This is a genomic window from Longimicrobium sp. (assembly GCF_036280135.1).
Classification (GTDB): domain Bacteria; phylum Gemmatimonadota; class Gemmatimonadetes; order Longimicrobiales; family Longimicrobiaceae; genus Longimicrobium.
On record NZ_DASURI010000058.1, the window covers coordinates 1 to 19,110 of the forward strand.

The 19,110-nt window shown below is 72.8% G+C and carries 18 protein-coding genes and 1 tRNA gene; 16 read left to right on the forward strand and 3 right to left on the reverse strand.

The features are described from left to right. From VFZ20_RS01950 to VFZ20_RS02020, 15 genes are all read left to right on the forward strand, one after another. On the forward strand, positions 1-1,595 hold a 1,595-nt coding region (locus VFZ20_RS01950; RefSeq protein WP_329682132.1), incomplete at its 5' end, for a putative bifunctional diguanylate cyclase/phosphodiesterase. A gap of 526 nt (positions 1,596-2,121) precedes the next feature. After that, entirely contained in the window at positions 2,122-2,310 is a 189-nt protein-coding gene (locus tag VFZ20_RS01955; RefSeq protein WP_329682133.1) for a hypothetical protein, read from the forward strand. Between the two features lie 349 nt (positions 2,311-2,659). After that, entirely contained in the window at positions 2,660-4,963 is a 2,304-nt protein-coding gene (locus tag VFZ20_RS01960) for a Tex family protein (protein WP_329682134.1), read from the forward strand. 84 nt (positions 4,964-5,047) lie between these two features. After that, positions 5,048-5,536 (forward strand): hypothetical protein, encoded by a 489-nt coding sequence (locus VFZ20_RS01965; RefSeq protein WP_329682135.1) that lies wholly within the window; start codon positions 5,048-5,050, stop codon positions 5,534-5,536. 128 nt (positions 5,537-5,664) lie between these two features. After that, positions 5,665-6,066: a hypothetical protein gene (locus VFZ20_RS01970; protein WP_329682136.1), complete on the forward strand. Its 402-nt coding sequence runs from the start codon at positions 5,665-5,667 to the stop codon at positions 6,064-6,066. 359 nt (positions 6,067-6,425) lie between these two features. Continuing rightward, complete coding sequence (locus VFZ20_RS01975) at positions 6,426-6,851, forward strand: DUF2809 domain-containing protein (RefSeq protein ID WP_329682137.1); 426 nt, start codon at positions 6,426-6,428, stop codon at positions 6,849-6,851. A 17-nt stretch (positions 6,852-6,868) separates the two neighbouring features. Next, positions 6,869-7,327 (forward strand): hypothetical protein, encoded by a 459-nt coding sequence (locus tag VFZ20_RS01980; protein ID WP_329682138.1) that lies wholly within the window; start codon positions 6,869-6,871, stop codon positions 7,325-7,327. A 653-nt stretch (positions 7,328-7,980) separates the two neighbouring features. Beyond that, positions 7,981-8,274: a hypothetical protein gene (locus tag VFZ20_RS01985; RefSeq protein ID WP_329682139.1), complete on the forward strand. Its 294-nt coding sequence runs from the start codon at positions 7,981-7,983 to the stop codon at positions 8,272-8,274. Between the two features lie 91 nt (positions 8,275-8,365). Continuing rightward, positions 8,366-8,689 carry a DUF3817 domain-containing protein gene (locus VFZ20_RS01990; protein ID WP_329682140.1) on the forward strand — a complete coding sequence of 108 codons (324 nt, stop codon included), beginning with the start codon at positions 8,366-8,368 and terminating at the stop codon, positions 8,687-8,689. After that, positions 8,686-9,522, forward strand: a complete 837-nt coding sequence (locus VFZ20_RS01995) for a HipA family kinase (RefSeq protein ID WP_329682141.1) — start codon at positions 8,686-8,688, stop codon at positions 9,520-9,522. Before VFZ20_RS01990 ends, VFZ20_RS01995 begins: the two co-directional genes overlap by 4 nt. After that, a complete protein-coding gene (locus tag VFZ20_RS02000) occupies positions 9,519-9,926 on the forward strand; it encodes a DUF3037 domain-containing protein (RefSeq protein ID WP_329682142.1) in 408 nt (135 codons plus the stop codon). Before VFZ20_RS01995 ends, VFZ20_RS02000 begins: the two co-directional genes overlap by 4 nt. Positions 9,927-10,326: 400 nt before the next feature. Continuing rightward, positions 10,327-10,866, forward strand: coding sequence for a hypothetical protein (locus tag VFZ20_RS02005; RefSeq protein ID WP_329682143.1), 540 nt, complete (start codon positions 10,327-10,329; stop codon positions 10,864-10,866). After that, positions 10,863-11,204: a hypothetical protein gene (locus VFZ20_RS02010; protein WP_329682144.1), complete on the forward strand. Its 342-nt coding sequence runs from the start codon at positions 10,863-10,865 to the stop codon at positions 11,202-11,204. The genes VFZ20_RS02005 and VFZ20_RS02010 overlap by 4 nt, the downstream gene beginning before the upstream one ends. Before the next feature lie 124 nt (positions 11,205-11,328). Then, positions 11,329-12,525 (forward strand): hypothetical protein, encoded by a 1,197-nt coding sequence (locus VFZ20_RS02015; protein WP_329682145.1) that lies wholly within the window; start codon positions 11,329-11,331, stop codon positions 12,523-12,525. 100 nt (positions 12,526-12,625) lie between these two features. After that, a tRNA-Lys gene (locus tag VFZ20_RS02020) sits at positions 12,626-12,698 on the forward strand. Between the two features lie 288 nt (positions 12,699-12,986). Here the strand turns inward: VFZ20_RS02020 and VFZ20_RS02025 are convergent. The 3 genes from VFZ20_RS02025 to VFZ20_RS02035 all read right to left on the reverse strand — a co-directional run bounded on the left by VFZ20_RS02025 (position 12,987) and on the right by VFZ20_RS02035 (position 16,040). Next, a complete protein-coding gene (locus VFZ20_RS02025) occupies positions 12,987-14,882 on the reverse strand; it encodes a chloride channel protein (RefSeq protein WP_329682146.1) in 1,896 nt (631 codons plus the stop codon). A 128-nt stretch (positions 14,883-15,010) separates the two neighbouring features. Beyond that, positions 15,011-15,277, reverse strand: a complete 267-nt coding sequence (locus VFZ20_RS02030; RefSeq protein WP_329682147.1) for a hypothetical protein — start codon at positions 15,275-15,277, stop codon at positions 15,011-15,013. A 187-nt stretch (positions 15,278-15,464) separates the two neighbouring features. Then, positions 15,465-16,040 carry a PRC-barrel domain-containing protein gene (locus VFZ20_RS02035; protein ID WP_329682148.1) on the reverse strand — a complete coding sequence of 192 codons (576 nt, stop codon included), beginning with the start codon at positions 16,038-16,040 and terminating at the stop codon, positions 15,465-15,467. Positions 16,041-16,373: 333 nt separating this feature from the next. On the opposite strand from VFZ20_RS02035, the gene VFZ20_RS02040 reads away from it, so the two are divergent. Beyond that, the coding region (locus tag VFZ20_RS02040; protein ID WP_329682149.1) for an ATP-binding protein at positions 16,374-19,110 on the forward strand (2,737 nt) is incomplete at its 3' end.

Consider the following 19,110-nt stretch of genomic DNA (forward strand, 5'->3'; position numbering starts at 1 on the left):
CCCGGTGGAAGGCCATCCTGGGCTACGGGGCCGACGAGGCCGTGGGCGAGCACCCCGACGAGTGGCTCAACCGCGTGCACCCGGACGACTGGGAGCGCGTGCGGGGCGAGGTCACGGCCAGCATTGGCGGCGGACGCTCGCACCTGGAGATGGAGCACCGCATCCGCCACCGCGACGGCAGCTGGCGGTGGGTGCGGGCGCGGGCCGTGACGGTGCGCGCGGCGGACGGCCGGGCCGTGCGCGTGGCGGGCAGCCTGAGCGACATCACCGAGCAAAAGGTGGCCGAGGAGCTGCTGCTGCACCACGCCCTGCACGACGTGCTCACGGGGCTGCCCAACCGCTCGCTGATGATTGACCGGCTGGGGCTGGCCCTGCGCCGCGTGGCGCGGTCGGGGGGCACGCTGGCCGTGCTGTTCCTGGACCTGGACGGGTTCAAGGTCGTCAACGACAGCCTGGGCCACGCCACGGGCGACCGGCTGCTGGACGCCGTGGCGCGCCGGCTGGAGGGGTGCCTGCGCCCCGCCGACACCGTGGCGCGGCTGGGTGGCGACGAGTTCAGCGTGCTGCTGGAGGACCTGCGCGACGCCGCCGAGGCCCGCGCCGTGGCCGAGCGGGTGCACGACGCCCTGCGCGAGCCCTTTCCGCTGGACGGCCGGCCCGTCTTTACCACGGCCAGCATCGGCATCGCCGTGGGCGGGGCGGGCGCCACGCCCGAGTCGCTGCTGCGCGATGCCGACACGGCCATGTACCGCGCCAAGAGCGGCGGCCGCGCCCGGTGCGAGGTGTTCGACCCCACCATGCACACGACGGCCGTGGCGCGGCTGGCGCTGGAGACGGACCTGCGGGCGGCCCTGGACCGCGAGGAGTTCGAGCTGGCGTACCAGCCCGTGGTGTCGCTGGCCGACGGGCGCATCACGGGGTTCGAGGCCCTGGCCCGCTGGCGCCACCCGGAGCGCGGGCTGCTGTCGCCCTCCGAGTTCATCTCCGTGGCCGAGGAGACGGGGCTGATCGTGCCCCTGGGCCGCTGGGTGCTTCGCGAGGCCTGCCGCCAGTTGCGCGAGTGGATCCGGCGCTACGGCGCGGAGCTGTCCGTGAACGTGAACCTGTCGCCGCGCCAGTTCGTGGACGGGGGCCTGGCCCGCGACGTGAGCGCGGCCCTGCGCGACGCGGACCTGCCGGCGCCCTTCCTCAAGCTGGAGATCACGGAGGGGCTGCTGATGGGCGAGGCCGGGCCCGTAGCGTCCATGCTGGACGAGCTCAAGGCGCTGGGGGTGGAGCTGTGCATCGACGACTTCGGAACGGGCTACTCGTCGCTCAGCTACCTGCACCGCTTTCCCATCGACACGCTCAAGATCGACCGCAGCTTCGTGAGCCGGCTGAGCGCGGACGGGCAGAGCGAGCAGATCGTGCGCACCATCCTGGTCCTGGCGCAGACGCTGAACCTGAGCGCCGTGGCGGAGGGCGTGGAGACGCCCGAGCAGGCGGAGCAGCTGCGGTCGATGGGATGCGAGTTCGCGCAGGGCTTCCGCTTCGCGCGGCCGCTGCCGGGTGAAGAGGCGGGGGCGATGATCTGGCGGCAGCGGCTGGCGGGGTAGGGAAGTGCGGAAGTGCGGAAGTGCGGAAGTGCGGAAGTAACGGATTGCGGGCGAGTCTCTGCACGGTGGCGCGGGTCCAGCCGGAGCGGGTAAACCCGCCGCTGGGACAGCCATAAGCCCTGTCTCGCGCCGACGCGCTCTGCGAACAGGCTTCAACCGCCGACACGGGCCACCACCCGGCGGGGGAGTATAGTTCGCGCGGCCGCATGGACGAGGTGGCAGCCTCGTGCACGAAGATGACCACCGGAGCTGTTGAAACCCCGCCCTGGCGACGCGAAGCGTCGCCAGGGCGGGGATTTCGTTTTGAGGGGTTGCGCCGCTCCGGCCGAACACCGGATGGCCGGCGCAGGACGTGGATGCCGGATCCCATCCCGCGAAGTTTTGTTGCGCACGCTTCTCTGGGGCTTTTACCTTCGGACGCATTCCGAACTCGCCACCTTCTCCGAAATGGTGCTCCATGCGCAAGCTGCAGCTGAACGTAGACGAGTTGACGGTCGAATCTTTCCAGACTGGAAACGCTGGTCGGATGGAAGGTACCGTCCGGGGCCACCAGACCGAGGTGGGCGGGCCCTGCGATCCGTACCAGACGTGCGTCACCTGCGTGGCGGTCAACACGTGTCACGGGGCGTTCACCTGCGACGGCCAGGTCGGCTGCTACACCAGGAACTTCGCGAACACCTGCGGGCAGACCTGCGGCGACTCCTGCGGGGAGTAGCACACCCCGGAGCCGTTGAAGCCCGCCGGGCGACGCGAGGCGTTGTCAGGGCGGGGCTTTCCGCTTTCGTAGCGGCGGCTTTAGCCGCTCAGGCTGGGAGTGGGCCATCTATCTGGGACACTCCCATTCGTAGTCCGCGCGGGGTACGATGGATGGTCGGCCGGCTGCCCGCACTCCGACTGCCTCCCACCGCCGCCGCGCCTGCCCGGACGACGAATCCGCCGCTCCGCAAGAGTGGACCGCACCGGCAGGCTCGCATACCTTTCCCTCCGCTCGCGAAAGCTAGCCCCCGGCCACTTTCGCACTCTCGCACTTTCGCACTTTCGCACTTTCGCACTTTCGCACTGCCGTGCAGTCCTCCACGTACGCCGAAAAGATCGCCACCGAACTGGGCCTGCGCCCGGGCCAGGTGGCCGCCGCGCTCGAGCTGCTCCTGGCCGGCAACACCATCCCGTTCGTCGCGCGCTACCGCAAGGAAGCCACGGGCGAGCTGGACGAGGTGCAGCTGCGCGACGTCCGCGACCGCCACGAGTACCTGGCCGAGCTGGACGAGCGCCGCGCCGCCATCCTCAAGTCCATCGACGAGCAGGGCAAGCTCACGCCCGCCCTCAAGGCGTCCATCGAGCGCGCCGAGACCAAGAGCGCCCTCGAGGACCTGTACCTGCCCTACAAGCCCAAGCGCCGCACGCGCGCCACCATCGCCCTCGAACGCGGCCTGGGTCCCCTCGCCGAGCTGCTGTGGGCCGGGCAGACGGCGGACGCGCAGCTCGCGGCGCAGGCGGCGGGCTTCATGGACGCGGAAAAGGGCGTGGCGACGGCGGACGACGCCCTGGCCGGCGCCCGCGACGTGATCGCCGAGCGCATCAGCGAGGACGCGGCGGCCCGCGCGTACGTGCGCGACACGGTGCGCGTGAAGGGCGTGATGGAGAGCAAGGCGGCGCGGGGCAAGGAGAACGAGGTCAGCAAGTTCCAGGACTACTACGACTTTTCCGGCCCCATCAAGGACATGCCCAGCCACCGCATCCTGGCCGTGCGCCGGGGCGAGGCGGAGGGCTACCTCACGGCCCGCATCCTGGCCCCCGACGAGGAGCTGGTCGCCGCGCTGCGCCGCAAGTTCCTGGACGGCAATCGCGCGCCGGAGCAGATGGGGCTGGCCGTGGAGGACGCCTACCGCCGCCTGATCTCGCCCTCGGTGGAGGTCGAGGTGCGGATGGAGCTCAAGACGCGGGCAGACGAGGAGGCCATCGCCATCTTCGGCAAGAATTTGGAGGCGCTGCTGCTGCAGCCGCCCGCCGGCGGACGCACCGTGCTGGGCGTGGACCCCGGCTACCGCACGGGGTGCAAGCTGGCCGTCGTGAGCCGCACGGGCGCCCTGCTGGCCACGGGTGTGGTCTACCTGCACCAGGAAGACCGGGCGAAGCGCGAGCTGGCGAAGCTGGTCCAGGAGCACGGCGTGGAGCTGGTGGCCGTGGGCAACGGCACGGCGAGCCGCGAGAGCGACAAGCTGGCCAAGGAGGCCGTCCGCGACCTGCCGGCGGACGTGCGCCCGGCCGTGGTCATGGTGAACGAGGCGGGCGCGTCCGTCTACTCCGCGTCGGACCTGGCGCGAGAGGAGCTTCCGGAGCTGGACCTGACGCTTCGCTCGGCCGTCTCCATCGCCCGCCGGCTGCAGGACCCGCTCGCGGAGCTGGTGAAGATCGATCCCAAGTCCATCGGCGTGGGCCAGTACCAGCACGACGTCTCGCAGACGCGCCTCAAGCGCCGCCTGGACGAGACGGTGGAATCGGCCGTGAACCGCGTGGGCGTGGAGCTCAACACGGCGTCGCCCGCGCTTCTGTCGTACGTGGCCGGCATCGGGCCCACCGTGGCCCAGCGCATCGTGCAGTCGCGGGACGCGTCCGGCCCCTTTGGCTCGCGGGCGGAGCTGCTCAAGAAGGTGAGCGGGCTGGGTCCCAAGACGTTCGAGCAGGCCGCCGGCTTCCTGCGCGTCCGCGGCGGCGCGCACCCGCTGGACGGGTCGGCCGTGCACCCGGAGCGGTACGGGCTGGTGGAGCGCATCGCCCGCGACCTGTCCGTCGACATGTCGTCGCTGGTGGGCAACGAGTCCGCCGTGGCCCGCATCGACGTGCAGAAGTACCTGGGCGACGGCGTGGGCCTGCCTACGCTGGAAGACATCGTGGCGGAGCTCAAGAAGCCCGGCCGCGACCCCCGCGAGCAGTTCGAGGCGCCCGCCTTCCGCGACGACGTCAACTCCCTGGAGGACCTCAAGGAGGGGATGTCGCTGCAGGGTACGGTGACCAACGTGGTCGCCTTTGGCGCGTTCGTGGACATCGGCGTGCACCAGGACGGGCTCGTGCACGTCTCCGAGCTGTCCGACCGTTTCGTTAAGGACCCCAACGACGCGGTGCGCGTCGGCGACCGTGTGACCGTCCGCGTCATGTCCGTGGACGTGCCCCGCAAGCGCATCGCCCTGTCGATGAAGACGCAGGCGGGCAGCAAGCCGGCGGGCGGGCAGGGCGGGGGATCGCGCCCCGCGCAGGGCCGGGACGCCGGCCGCAAGCCCGCGCCGCAGCAAAAGCCGGCACCCAAGGCCCCCGAGCCGCCGAAGCCCGGCGTGGCGCCCAACGGCATGCGCATCGTCACCCGCAAATAGCCGTGTTTCCGCGCGCCTCTCCCGCCTCCGCGTGGGAGGGGCACGGACGCCCGTTCCCCGTCCGCCGCACCCGTCCACCCCGCGATGCCCCGCATCCCCGGCCGCTCCGCCATCACCCGGGAACGGTTTCATGCCTTCACGCGCGAGCTCGTGGGCCTGCCGGTGGCGCGCACGTGGCGCGGCGCGGGCTCGGCCATCTTCCTGGAGCTGGGCACCCTCACGCGCGAGACGTACGTGACCCGGCGCGGCGAGCACACGTCGCTGCGCGGCGAGGCGAGCCTCATGCTGGAATGGAGCTGGCGGGTGGAAAGCAGCCGCGCCATCCGCTTCGGCAGCTGGAGCACGGAGCGGCGGATCACGCACGGCGTCCGCGCGCTGCAGGGGCACACCGTCGCGGACGTCGCCGTCACGGGGCGCATCCCCGAACTGGTGCTCACGCTGGACGGGGATCGGTGGGTGCACACCTTCATGACCGCGGAGGGACAGCCCGCCTGGACGGTGTTTCTTCGCGACGGCAGCTGGCTGGGCGTGTGGCGCGGCGGGCTCTTTCACCAGTTGCGCCCTGAGGGGTGAAAAACGGGGGAGACTTCGGTGCTTGAAGGATCGAACGCGGGTCAGCCCGCGCCCATCGCGAGCGGCGCGGACCTGTTCGACGCGCTGAAGGCCGAGCTGGACTACTGCGCCTGCGGTACACGGACGCCGTGCCGTTCCTGCACGAGCTGCTGCGGCGGGTGGCGGCGCGCATGGACAGCGGGCACGACGCGGAGGCGTTCGGGCGGCACACGGCGGAGCTGGAGGCGTGGATGCTCGAGCACGCGTCGGGCGGCGTGGCCAGCTGGATCGTCTTCGGGTTCGAGAAGGCGGGGCTGCTGTACCACGGCTGGAACGTCTTCGATCTCTCCATTACCGAAAAGGGACGGCGCGTGCTGGCCGCCCTGGACCGCTTTCCCGATCCCCAGCCCTCCTTCGGCACGGACGATGACGGCGCGGACAAGGGCGGATCGGGCGACGGCGGATCGGGCGATGATCCCGCGCTGACCGAAGAGGAGCTGCGCGACCGCGAGCGGCGGCTGCGGCCGTTCCGCTTCGAGTACGATGATTGACCGGCCGCCACCCCGCGGCTGCCATGGTCCTCATCCAGGCCTGGGAAGACCCCCTGCGCCTGATGCCGAATCCGCATAAGCACTGCCCATCGCATTGATTTCCTGAGGGAGCGCCCGCGCGAAGCTTTGCCCGTTCGCGAGATTCCGGGCGCGACCGGAAGGATCTCCTTCGCGCGGCAGGGACTTCGCCGCTGTCCTGGGTCCTTGCCACGGCGGGAAGATCCTTCGGGGCCGGACGCATCCGGCGCGGTCGAGCTCGTGAGGCCCCTCAGGAAGCAACTGTGGCTCCCGCGCGGTGGTTCTTTCCCGGTCTGGTATCAGCCACCCGCGTGATTCCATCCCCACTCGACCCGCTCCCAGTGCCGGAACGTAGTCCCCGCTCGCGCCTGCTCTTTCTCGCCCTCACGGCGCTGACTGTCGCCATCGGGCTGGCGACGCGGCGGTTCGGGGATGCGCTGCCCGCGTCCGTCGCGAAGTACGCGGGCGACGTGCTGTGGGCGTCGATGGTGTACCTGCTCATGGTGGCCGCGTGGAACCGCGCATCCATCCGGCGCATCGCGGTCGCGGCTGCAGCGTTTTCTCTCGCCGTCGAGCTTGGCCAGCTGTATCATGCGCCGTGGATCGACGGCATCCGCCAGACGCGCCTCGGCGGGCTGGTGCTGGGCTTCGGCTTCCTGTGGAGCGACCTGCTTTGCTACGCCGTGGGCGTGGCGCTCGCGGCGGCGCTGGACTACGCGATGTGCGGACGGCGCCGGACGCCGGCGGCGCGCACGGGCCTGACGTGACACGGACAGGAGGATGGATGCGGACTGCGGCCCTGCTGGTGATGTTCGGGATGATGGCGGGATGCGCGTCGGGCGGATCGGGCGCGCGGCCCGTGCGGGGCGCGGCGCCCGTCGCGTGGCGGTCGCTCGTGGGGTGCTGGCGGCTCGTCGCGCCGCGGGATGACGGCGTGCGCGTGGCGTTCGACTCCACGCTGTCGACGGCGAGCAGCGCGCAGGGACGCGAGGGCGCCCGCGACGCGCGCTCCTTTCGCGAGCACCTGTCGAATCCGCAGGAATATTGGCGCGTGACCCCGGCGGATTCCGTGCTGTACGTGGTGCACGAAGGGCTGTGGGGCAGCTACAGCGAGTTCACCGCGCGCGGCGACAGCCTCGTGGGGCGGATGTACACGTTCAGCGACGTGCCCGGGGCCGAGCCCAACTGGCGCCCCGCCGCCGCCGTGCGCGCCGCGTGCCCCGCGGAGTCCGCCGGCGGCTGACGCGCGGCGCGGGCCGTTCGTGTTCTCCCCGACGAGCGTCATCCTGAGGAGCCGCCCCGTAAGCCCTTGCCAGGGAGTGAGCTATGGCGGCGACGAAGGATCTTTTCGGCGAAACAGGAGGCCGGTTCCGCACCCGGGAGCCGGCCTGACGCTTTGCGGGCAAGATCCTTCGTCGCGCCCAGGGTGATGCGCATCATCGGGTTCCGCGCGGGCGCTCCTCAGGATGACGCGTTGGCGGGAAGCGAAGTGGATTCGGGGCCCCGCTACGCCGTCCGCGACGCGCGTCATCCTGAGGAGCCGCCGCGCAAGTCCTTGTCAGCGCGTGCGCCCAGGGTGATGCGCATCATCGGATTCCGCGCGGCGCTCCTCAGGATGACGCATTCGCGGGAAGCGAAGTGGATCCGGTGCCCAGCTACGCCGTCCGCGACGCGCATGATCCTTTGTTGTTGACGCGTCGGCGGGAAGCGAAGTGGAACGCCGCCGGGTGTCTTCAGGACGATGCGTTCGCGATGGGACTGATCTGCGAGGCGCCGATCTGCATCTGCCCGGCGTTTTCCGACACGGCGGAGGACTCTCCCCGACTTCGCGCCGGCCGTGGCCGATGCAGATTGCGGGCGCGCATCGGCGGAGACCATCGGCCAGGGGAGAGAACCATGAACGGCCTTACGCACCTGCTCACGCGGTTCAACGGCCACGGCGCCGTCCGCACGTTCGCGGAGGTGCCGCACACCTGCCCGTCGTGCGGAGCGCACGGGGACCCGCGGCGGCTGAGCGCACACTCCATCTGCCCCGACGACACGGCCGTGGAGTTCGTCTTCCAGTGCCCGCGCGACGACTGCCGCCGCCTGTTCGTGGGCGAGTACCGGCTGGGCCGCGGCGGCGAGCTGGAGCTGCTGCACGCCCTGCCGCTGGGGCTGCCGGTGGAGCTTCACCCCTTTCCCGCCTAGGCGGCGGACGGGCGGGCGCGACCGGGCGCTCGCCCTTTCGCGTATCTGGCGGATGTGTTTAGCTTTGGACGTCCAAATCCCGCTCGCACTCATGAAGGACCAAGCCGTGCTCCGAGATCCGCTCGCTCGCCTTCGCCTGATCGGCATCGTGGAAGGCATTTCGTTCCTGCTGCTGCTGGGCGCGGCCATGCCGCTCAAGTACCTGGCCGGCCAGCCGCAGATGGTGTCCGTCGTGGGCGCCGCGCACGGCGCGCTGTGGCTGCTGTACGTGGCCGCCGTCTTCCCCGCGGCCGCCGCGAACCGCTGGCCGCTGGGGCGCGTCGCGGCCGCGCTGGCGGCGTCGGTGCTGCCGTTTGGACCGTTCGTGTTCGACGCGCACCTGCGCCGCACGCAGTCGGCCGCCGCCGCGGCATGACACAGCTCCCGGCGTTCACCGCCACCCGCTACGTGCAGCCGCTGCGCGAAGGCGGCACCCTTCCCGCCGTCGTGGAGACGCACGACGGCGGGCTGTACGTCGTCAAGTTCCGGGGGGCGGGGCAGGGCGCCAAGGCGCTCGTGGCGGAGCTGCTGGTGGGGATGATCGCCGAGGCGCTGCACCTGCCCGTGCCGGGGCTGGCGCTCATCGAGCTGCTGCCGGACTTTGGGCAGACGGAGCCCGATCCCGAGATCCAGGACCTGCTGCGCGCCAGCGTGGGCGTGAACGTGGGCCTGCGATACCTGGACGGCGCGTTCAACTTTCAGCCCGCGTCGGCCGGGGAGCTGGTGTCGCCGGAGCTGGCGGCGCGCATCGTCTGGCTGGACGCGTACACGACCAATCCGGACCGCACGGCCCGCAACCCCAACCTGCTGATCCACGATCGCAGGCCGTACCTCATCGACCACGGCGCGGCGCTGTACGCGCAGCACAACTGGCCGGGCGTGGACGAGGCCCGGACGCGCACACCGTTCCCCCTCATCAAGGACCACGTGCTGCTGGCCCGCGCCGGCGACCTGCACGCCGCTGACGCCGAGGCCGCCGCGACGCTGACGGACGACGTGCTGGCCGGCATCGCGGACCGGCTGCCGGACGCGCTGCTGGCGGATCCCGCCCTGGCGCGCGACTTCGCGTCGGTGGACGAGGCGCGGGCGCGGTACCTGGAGTACCTGCGGACGCGCATCCGTGCGCCGCGCGCCTTCGTGGACGAGGCCGTGGCCGCGCGCGACACGCTGGCGCGGGAGCCGCGCGCCCGCCTGCACAGCCGCCGATGACGGACGCCGCATCCGCGCGCTGGATCGCGTACAGCTTTGCCGTGTTGTGCGTGGTGCCGCACCCGCACCTGGGCACGGCCGTGCCCGTGGGGGTGATGGTGCACGCCCGCACGGCGGACTTCCTGGGCATCCGCGTGGTGACGGACCCGGCGGAGCTGGCGGCCCGCGTGCCCGGCGTGGACGTGGAGCTGCTCGCGCGTTACCTCCGCGACATCCGCGCGATCGCCGAGGGCGACGCGGAGGCGGGCCCCGTGGCGCTGGTGCCGCCGTCCGAGCGCTTTCACTGGCTGACGGCGCCGCGCTCCGACGTCATCCAGTCCGGCCCCGTGCACGGCGGCCTGTGCCACGACCCGCAGACGGCGCTCGAGCGCCTGTTCGCGTCGCACGTGGGCGTGTTCGCGTAGCAGGACGTGCCCTCACTAGGACGCCCCCAGCCAGAGCGGCTAAAGCCGCCGCTACGAAAGCGGAAAGCCCTGTCTCGCGCCGACGCGCTCTGCGAACAGGGCTTCAACCGCCAACACGGGACGCCGCCCGGCGGTGTGGCGGGTTTCGCGCATTTCGGGACCGGATCGGATTCGGGGCCACAAGTGCAGGATCAGCATGGTGTTGAGCGGGTCACGATCCACTCGCCGTGACGATCCTGTGCCCGTTTTGGGGGGATGAACGTGCTCGGCCGTGACCGACGCGCCAGAACGCGGACGAACTTCGTTTTTCGAGAGCCGACCCCTTGTGCGATTTGGGAAAAGCGTTGATAGTGGACGTGCGATCTCGACACGCCTTCCCGCTTTCCCAACGGGGTCCCGCATGGTCGCGCTTACAGGCGCACGCGACTGGTTCGACTGGTCTGGATGGAGCTTCACGATCGGAGGAACGCTGCTGTCCCTCGCGGGGCTGTATCTGACGTTCCGCGAAGCGCGTGCAGCCCAGCATCGTGCGCGCGAGGCGGGCACCGCGGCGCAGGCGGCACGCACCGCGTCGCTGGAAGCGGTAAAGGCAGTCTCGTCGCGAACGACGGCGGGTGACATCGTCTTCATCCGCAAGGACCTGGAAGCGGTCCTCACGGCGCTCGAGGCGGGCCGCGTTCCCGCCGCCCTGATCGCCGTGCGGACCTGCCGCGAAGCCTTGAACCGGGTTGGTGAACGGCTCGAGTCCACCGCAAGCCGGGGCGAGATCCGAAAGGTGCTCAGTGACGTGGCCGGGCTGCAGGAGTCGCTGGAGCTGGCCCTGCACGAAGGCATCACGCCGCCTCGATTCGTGGATGTCAGCGCGCTGCTGTCGCGGCACATGGACACGCTGTCGCGCTGGAGCGAGCAGGCCCGCTTTCAAAAGGCAGGAGCCCTATGATCCCGCAGTCGCTGCGCGACATCATCGCCGCGCTGCTCCAAAAGACGCGTTCGGGCCAGGCGAAGTGGCAAAAGCGTCGCTTCAGCGGGGAGCGCGACGTGTACATCGCGCTGGGGCCGTACGTGCTGGGCGTGTTCGAGAGCCGCTGGGGCTCCATCGTCGTCAAGCTGAAGACCGCGGCGGGCGAGGAGAAGCTCTCCGTCCCCATCGATCGCGCGGATGCGGATTATGCGCTCCTGTCCGAGCTGCTGGACCTGGCCGATCCGGGCGACCGCGAGGTGAACGGGATGCTGGACGACGTGCGCCGGCTCGTTCTCCAGGCCGGCCCCGTGGGCTGAGCCCGGACGGAACCCCTCATCCGCGCAACCTTACGGCGGCGGCGCACGTAAACCTTCCGCGCGGCGCGGCGAACGCTAGATTTCCGCGCGCGTCCCCGGAAGTCCCAACCACAATCGACATCGCGTGAACCACCCCATGAAGGGCTTTGCATTCCTGCTCGCGGCCGCGTCGTGCGCCGCGCTCCCGCTCTCCGCGCAAACGCCCCTGCGCGTGGGCCAGACCGTCACCGGCACGCTGGAGGAGAGCGATCCGCGGATGGACGACGGCACGCGCTACGACGCGTACGTCATTCGCGGCCAGCCGGGCGACCGCGTGGTGGTGCGCCTGAACTCGGACGACTTCGACGCGTACCTGCACTACGGCCGCGCGGGACAGGGCGGCTGGATGGACGCGGCGGGCGACGACGACGGCGGCGACGGCACCAACGCCCGCCTGGTTATCACCCTGGACGACGGCGGCGCGTACGAGCTGCGCGCGTCGTCGTTTGTCGAGGACCAGCTGGGCGCGTACGAGATCTCCGTCTCCGAGGCGCGCGTGGTGGCGCCGGGCCGCATCCGCGTGGGGCAGACGGTGCAGGGCGAGCTCGCGGACGGCGACGCCGAGGGCGAGGGCCTGGAGGACCACTACCTCATCACCGGACGGCAGGGCGAGGTGGTGACCGTCTTTGCCGAGTCCGACGCGTTCGACCCGTACCTGGCCCTGGCGGCGGAGGAGGGCGGCGTGCTGTCGGAGATCACGTCGGACGACGACAGCGGCGAGGGCCTCAACGCGCAGATGGTCGTCACCTTCGACGAGAGCGGCGAGTACCACGTGGTGGTGCGCGGCTTTGACGGCGACGGCGCGGGCGCCTACACGCTGCGGGTGGAGACGGGGGCCGCGGAGCCCATCGTGGACGACGAGGAGATGATCGAGGACGACTTCTCGGGCTCGGACGAGGGCTACGAGGACGCGCCGGAGTTCGTCTATCAGGGCCGGAGCGCGGGCACGGTGGCGCTGGGCCGCGAGGTCGCCGGCACGCTGGACGGCGAGGCGGACGAGGCGGGCTGGACGCTCTTCTACCACGACTACACCTACCGCGCCGCCGCGGGCGAGCACCTGGTGATCCAGGTGTCGTCGGAGGACCTGGACGCGTACGTGCTCGTGGGCCGCGGCCAAGGCGACGACTTCGAGGCCCTGGCCGAGGACGACGACGGCGGCGAGGACCTGGATTCGCGCCTGGAGTTCGAGGTGCCCCAGGCCGGCGTGTACACCATCCGCGTGACCACGGCCGCCCCCGACCAGGCGGGCGCCTACGCCCTGCGGGTGGACCGCGGCAACTGATCCGCGCCGGCGGCCGGACCGGGTTTCGCGCGTGCAGCGGGGCCCGGTGCCCGTCCCCCGTTGAGACAATCCGCGATCGGCGCTATATTCCCGCGTCTGCGGGCTGGTAGCTCAGTCGGTAGAGCAGCGGACTTTTAATCCGTTGGTCGTGGGTTCGAGTCCCACCCGGCCCATTCTGATCCCCACGCCGCAGCTGGACGCGGCCTGGGGATCGTCTTTTTCCGGGGAATCTCAGGCGAGGTGTTGTTCCCTGCGCGTGCTGGACCCCGCACGAACTCAGCGCGCGGGCGGGACCTTGCACGCCAGCAACCAGGTTCTTCGGCCGCCCGGCGCCCGATGCATCATGCCAGGGGAAAACGTCTCCAGCCGGCGCCGGCGGACCTCGGAATGACAGCACGGGTGAGAACCGACTCCAGGCTCTCCCTCCAGGACCGCTGTAAAGCCGCGACGCCCGGCCGCGGCTATGGTCCGCCGTCCGCGTCGCGCTCCTCCGCGCCGCCGACGGCGCGGGCGTAGGCGGCCAGGATCTCGCCGCGGTCCACCGTGCCCAGCAGCCGGCCGCTCGCCGGGTCCACCACCGGCAGGGTGCTCACGCCGCGCACCCCCATCCGCCGCACGGCCTCCAGCAGGGTGTCGCCGGGGCTCACCGTTTCCGTGGGCTCCGCCAGGTCCGCCGCCACGATCCCCACGCCCAGGTGCTCCAGCTCGTGCGCGGCGCGCGCCAGCTCCGCCACGGAGGCCATCCCCACCAGGCGCAGCGCGTCGTCCACCACGGGGAACTCTGCCCGGGACGTGCGCCCCAGCCGCGCCGCCACCTGCCGCAGCGGCGCCCCCTCGCCGATGACGGGCGGGTCGCGGTCGAAGACGTCCGCCACCCGCAGCCCCGCCAGCACGTCGCGGTCGGCGCCGTGCTCCAGGTGCTCGCCCCGCCGCCGCAGCCATCCGCTGTACAGCGAATCCGGCTCCACGTGCCGCGCCACCACGGTCGCCACCACCGTGCACAGCATCAGCGGCAGCATGATGGCGTAGTCGTTCGTCATCTCGAAGACGATGAGGATGGCCGTGATGGGGGCGTGCGTGGCCGCGGCGACCACGGCCCCCATCCCCACCAGCGCGTACGCCTCGGGCGCCAGGTGCAGCCCGGGAAAGAGCGTGTCCAGCGCCACGCCGAACGCCCCGCCCGTGGCCGCGCCGATGAACAGCGACGGCGTAAAGACCCCGCCGCTGCCGCCCGCGCCCAGCGTGAGCGACGTCGCCAGGATCTTGCCCGCGGCCAGCAGGGCCAGCGTGGTCCACGCCATCCGCCCGAACACCTCCAGGCGAATGCCCAGGTGGCCGTAGCCCACCAGCGCGCCCCCGGACGCCCACACCATCAGCCCCACCACCACGCCGCCGGCCAGCGGCAGGGCCAGGGGCGGAACGCGAAGCCGCCGTGCCCACTCGCCCACGCCAAAGAAGCAGCGGACGAACGCCACGGCCACCAGCCCCGCCAGCACGCCCAGCAGGGGGTAGAAGAGCACGATCTCCCGGCGGAGGGTGAACCCGTACTCCACGGGGATGGCGAACGCGGGATGGTCGCCCAGCACGGAGCGCGAGACCACGGCGGCCACCACGCTGGCCACGACCACGGGCGGAAAGGCAGCCACGCCCAGCGAGCCCAGCACCTCCTCCAGGGCGAAGAACGCGCCCGCGAGGGGCGCGTTGAAGCTGGCGGAGATCCCCGACGCGGCGCCGGCGGCCACCAGCACCTTGATCCGCTCGCGGTCAAAGCGAAAGGCGCGGCCCAGCAGGGAGCCCACCGTGGCTCCCAGGACGGCCACGGGCCCCTCGCTTCCCGCGGACGCGCCGGCGCCCAGGGTGACGGCGCTGGCGGCCGTGCGCACGAGGGCCGGCCGGGCGGGGATGCGTCCGCCGCGTCGGGCCACGGCCAGCTGCAGGGCGGCCACGTTCTCGCCGCCCTCGCGGCCCCGCAGCGACCGCACGAGCGCCCATGCGGCGGCCATCCCCAGGGCGGTGATGACGGGGCGGTAGACGGCGCGCACCCCGGGCCCCAGCACGTCGCCCGTCCAGCGGAACGCGACCGTGAAGGCCAGGTCGATGGCGCGGTAGAAGAGGATGACGCCCGCCGCGCCCACCAGGCCGATGAGCACGGCAAAGGTGAGGAGGATGGCATTCTCCGTGAGTTCCAGGGCGTTGAACCACGCCACGAACGCGTCCCACGCCCGTCGCGCCCGCGCGCCGCCGCGCAGCACGGCGCGCAGGGACCGGCGCAGCCGCCGGGCCGCGCGTCTGCGCCGGCGCGCGGGGCCGGGCTCGCCGGGCGTGAGCGAGGGCGCGTTGTCGGGCAGCTTCGTCACCGGGAAGCGGGGAACGTGCGGCGCCTCCGCGGGCGGGAGCCACGGAGGCGCATGCGATTGGTCATCGGACCGCGGGTCCTGCACGGCACGGGCCGCGCCGGGTCATCCGCGCTGCCTGCCGGCGCGCGTCAGAACGACGGCGTGCGGTCGGGGCGGGCGGGCAGGGCACCCTGGCACAGCCGCCACAGCTCCGCGTCCGGCGACCGGTCCCAGCCGTCCGGGATGGGGTACAGCCGCCGCTTTTCCCCGGGAGATTCAAAGCACAGCCAGCCCGCGGACATCTCGTCCGGAAGCAGCGGCGCGCGCCCCTCGCGGGGGCCCACCTGGAGCCCGGGCAGCACGTCCCAGATCTCCCAGACGCTCCCGTCGGGGGCATGAAGGGTTCTCGTCGCCATCTCTACGCTTGCCTCGGGGCTGCGGGTCGCGTCCGGCCAGGCCGGGAGGGGGAACGCGGCCGTCCACCCGCGTCATGGGATCGCACGCAGCGGTCCGGGCGAACGCCGGATGCCGGACAGATGCAGTCCGCGCGGCTCCCCTGTCCGGTGATCCCTGTCCCGCTCCCGGTGCATGCGTCGTCGTACGTCACGCCGCGCGGGTGCCGGCACGCGCGGTCAGCGTCGCCTCGCGCTCCCCCCGCGGGGTCGCCGCCGCATCCGCGGACGCGGGCCCGGCAGGCTGCGCCGGGGCAGGCGCCGGGGCCGCGGGCAGACGGATGGGGCGGATGATGAGCGGCGGCTCCACGCGGATGGGCCCGTCCAGCGGAACGTGCGCGGAATCGGGCTCCATGTCGCGCAGCAGCCGGGCGAGCGCGCGGGTATCCGCGCCGGCGGCGGTGCCGCGGGCGTAGGACGGCAGCCGCGGAACGGACCGGGCGGCGAGCCCCTCCACCACCACGGTGCGCCTGCGGGCCGGATCGCGCCGGGCGTGGCTCAGCGGAACCAGCACGTGGCGCTCGCGGCCCGTCACCACCACGTTCTCCACCTCCACGTCCAGGTAGCGCACCTCCATGGATGCGCAGTCCACCAGCACGTCGTGCACGTCGCCGACGCGCCGGCCGTCCGCGGAGCACACGTCCCAGCCGCGGACGTCCAGCGCGCCCGCCATCAGCCGGTGGCCCCGAAGCCGGGAAAGGGGAATCGCCCTGCCGTCGCCGTCCATCGCATCCTCCTGACGCTGGTCCGCCCCGCCTCCCGCCGGGGACTCTGCTTCCCGTGCCTCGCGGCGCCGGGCATCTGCCTCCAACCCTAACCGCCTCCGCGCGGCCTCGCAGCCGGCGGCGCGACACAGATCCGGCGAGCGATGGACAGGTGTCCGCCACTCCCGGCCGTGAAGTCGTCGGCCGACGACATCGCAGGATTCTCGCGCGCGACGGGCTGCTTCGCGGACAGAATCACGCGTCCACACAGAACTGTCCGATGCGGGGGTGGCGTCCGGACGCGGGCCGCGCCACTCTGGGAGGCAGCGCAGGGAATCGGAAATCGAAGGAGAGCCGTGAACGCATCCCCGGACGTGCGCGCGGGCGGGACCGCGGAGCCGAACGACGAATCGCGGGACGGGCGCTGGGCCCGCGCCGCGCGGCTGGCGGCGCGGCTGCTGGACGTGCCGGCCGTGCTGATCGTCGCGCCCCGCGCGGAGGGCGTGCGCGTCTTTTCCGCGCCGGCGGACGACGGATCCGCGGGCCCGTCGGCGCTCCACGCCCTCGCGCGGCGGGTGGCCCATACGGCGCGACCGCTCTGGCGGGACGATGCATCCGCCTCGCCGGACGCGGGGGAGGGCGGGGCGGACGCGGCGTTCGGGGGCGTGCCCCTGCGCGGGGGCGGCGCCCTGTGCGTGGCGGATGCGCGCGGGCGCGCGTGGAGCGCCGGGGACCGCGCGGGACTGGAGGACGTGGCCGGCCTGCTGGGCGGGGCGGCAGACGGGGCGGGGGACGCGTCCGACGCCGTTCCCGATCCGCTGCGCGCGACGGGGGAGGGATTCGCGGCCGTCATCGAGGCGTCGCCGCTGCCCATCGTCGCCGTGGACCGCGCGGGGCGCATCCAGCTGTGGAGCCCGGCGGCGGAACGGATGTTCGGCTGGACGCGGGACGAGGTGCTGCACGGGCCCAGCCCCATCATCCCCGGCGACGAGCGCGCGGACGCGGCGCGCCTGCGGGAGCGCACGCTGGCCGGCGAGCGGCTGACGGGCGTGGAGGTGCGCCGGGTGCGCAAGGACGGATCGCCCATCGACGTCAGCTTCTCCACGGCGCCCCTGTCCGCGCCCGACGGCGAAATCCACGGCGCCATCTTTGTCCTGGACGACGTCACCGAGCGGCGCAAGGCGGACGAGCGGCTGCGCTTCCTGGAGACGGCCGGGCGCGTGCTGGGCGGCCTGTTCGAGTACGAGGACCGCCTGGAGAGCCTGGCCCGGCTGGCGGTGCCCGCCCTGGGCGACCTGTGCGTGGTCGACGTGCTGCGCGACGACGGGAGCGTGGCCCGCGCCAAGGCCGTGCACGCGGACGCGCGGCACGAGGCGCTGCTGCGCGCCGGCGCCCCGCGCGCGGACGCGGGGCCGTTCGCGCGCGTCATCGGGGGCGAGGCGCTGCTGGCGGCGAACGCGGACGACGACGCCCTGCGCCTGCTGGCGCCCGGCGCGGAGGCGGACGCCGCGGGCCGGCTGGGCGTGCGGTCGCTCATCAGCGTGCCCCTGCAGGCCCGCGGCCGCACCCTGGGCGTGCTCACGCTGGGCTCCACCCGGCCGGGCCGGCGCTACCGCGACGAGGACCTGTCCCTCACGCGCGAGATGGCCAGCCGCGCGGCGCTGCTGCTGGACAACTCGCGGCTGTACCGCGAGGCCCAGCAGTCCACCCGCGCCCGCGAGGAGATCCTGGCCGTGGTCTCGCACGAGCTGCGCAGCCCCCTGCAGGCCATCACCGTGCTGGTGGACACGCTGCTGCAGTGGCTGCCGCCCGAGGCGTGGCGCGCCCGCGAGCGGCGCCAGCTGGAATCCGTTCTCCACGTCTCGCGGCAGATGTCGCGGCTCGTGCAGGACCTGCTGGACGTGACGCAGATCGAGGCCGGCCACTTTTCCGTCCGCCCCGGCCGCGAGCCCCTGGGCGGCATCGTGGACGAGGCGATGCAGATCCTGGGGCCCCTGGCCACGCGCGAGCACGTGCGGCTGGACGTACGCATCCCCGACGGCGGGACCGCCGTGCTGGCCGATCGGCAGCGGGTCATCCAGGTGCTGTGCGGCCTGGGCGGAAGCGCCATCCAGGCCAGCCCCGGCGGCTCCACCGTCCGCATCGAGGCGCGGACGACGGGCGCCGGGGTCGCGCTCGAGGTGTCGGACGCCGGTCCGGGCATCCCGCGCGAGGACGTTCCGCACCTGTTTCGGCGCTTTTGGCGGGCGGACCGCGGGGGGCGGCTGGGGGCCGGGCTGGGGCTGGCCATCGCCCGCGGCATCGTGGAGGCGCACGGCGGCCGCATCGGCGTGGACACCAGCCCGCGGGGCAGCACCTTCTGGTTCACCCTTCCCGCGGCGGACGCCGCGGACGCGCCCGGCGCGGACGAGGCGTACGACGCCGTCGTGCGGCTCCCCGCGCGCGAGCCCGCACCCGTCTCGGCCGCGGAGCGCGCGCGCGAGCAGGCGGCGCGCGAACAGGCGGCGGCGGAGCGCGGCGCGCGCTTTGGCGAGGGCGTGGGGCGGGGCGCGGACGAGGGGCCGGCGGCGGACGGCGACCTGGTGGAGCGGCTGCGCGGCCAGGTGGCCGGGGCCGTGCACCTGGGCCACATCCAGCCCGGAGACCGGCTGCCCAGCATCCGCGACCTGTCCCGGCGCTTTGGCGTGACGGCCTACGCCGCCGTGAACGCGTACGAGGCGCTGGCGGCCGAGGGGCTGGTGGAAAAGCGCGGCCGGTCCGGGATGTACGTGGCGCCGCAGGACGCGCCGGGGCAGGGGCTGCTGGGCGAGACGGCCCTGTGGCTGGTGGACGTGCTGGGGGGCGCGTGGGAGCACCGCATCAAGGTCCCGCGCGTGCCGGACCTGGTGCGGCGCTGGACGGCCGCCGTGCGCCTGCGCGCCGCCTGCGTGGAGTCCGTCGCCGACACGCGGGCGGCCCTGTGCGCGGACGTGGCCAACCACTTCGGCATGGAAGCCGTCCCCGTCCACCCGGACGACCTCGACTCCGGCGCCGGTGACGGCGCGCGGCGCGATCCCGGGGCGCACCCGCTGCACGACGTGGACGTGCTGATCA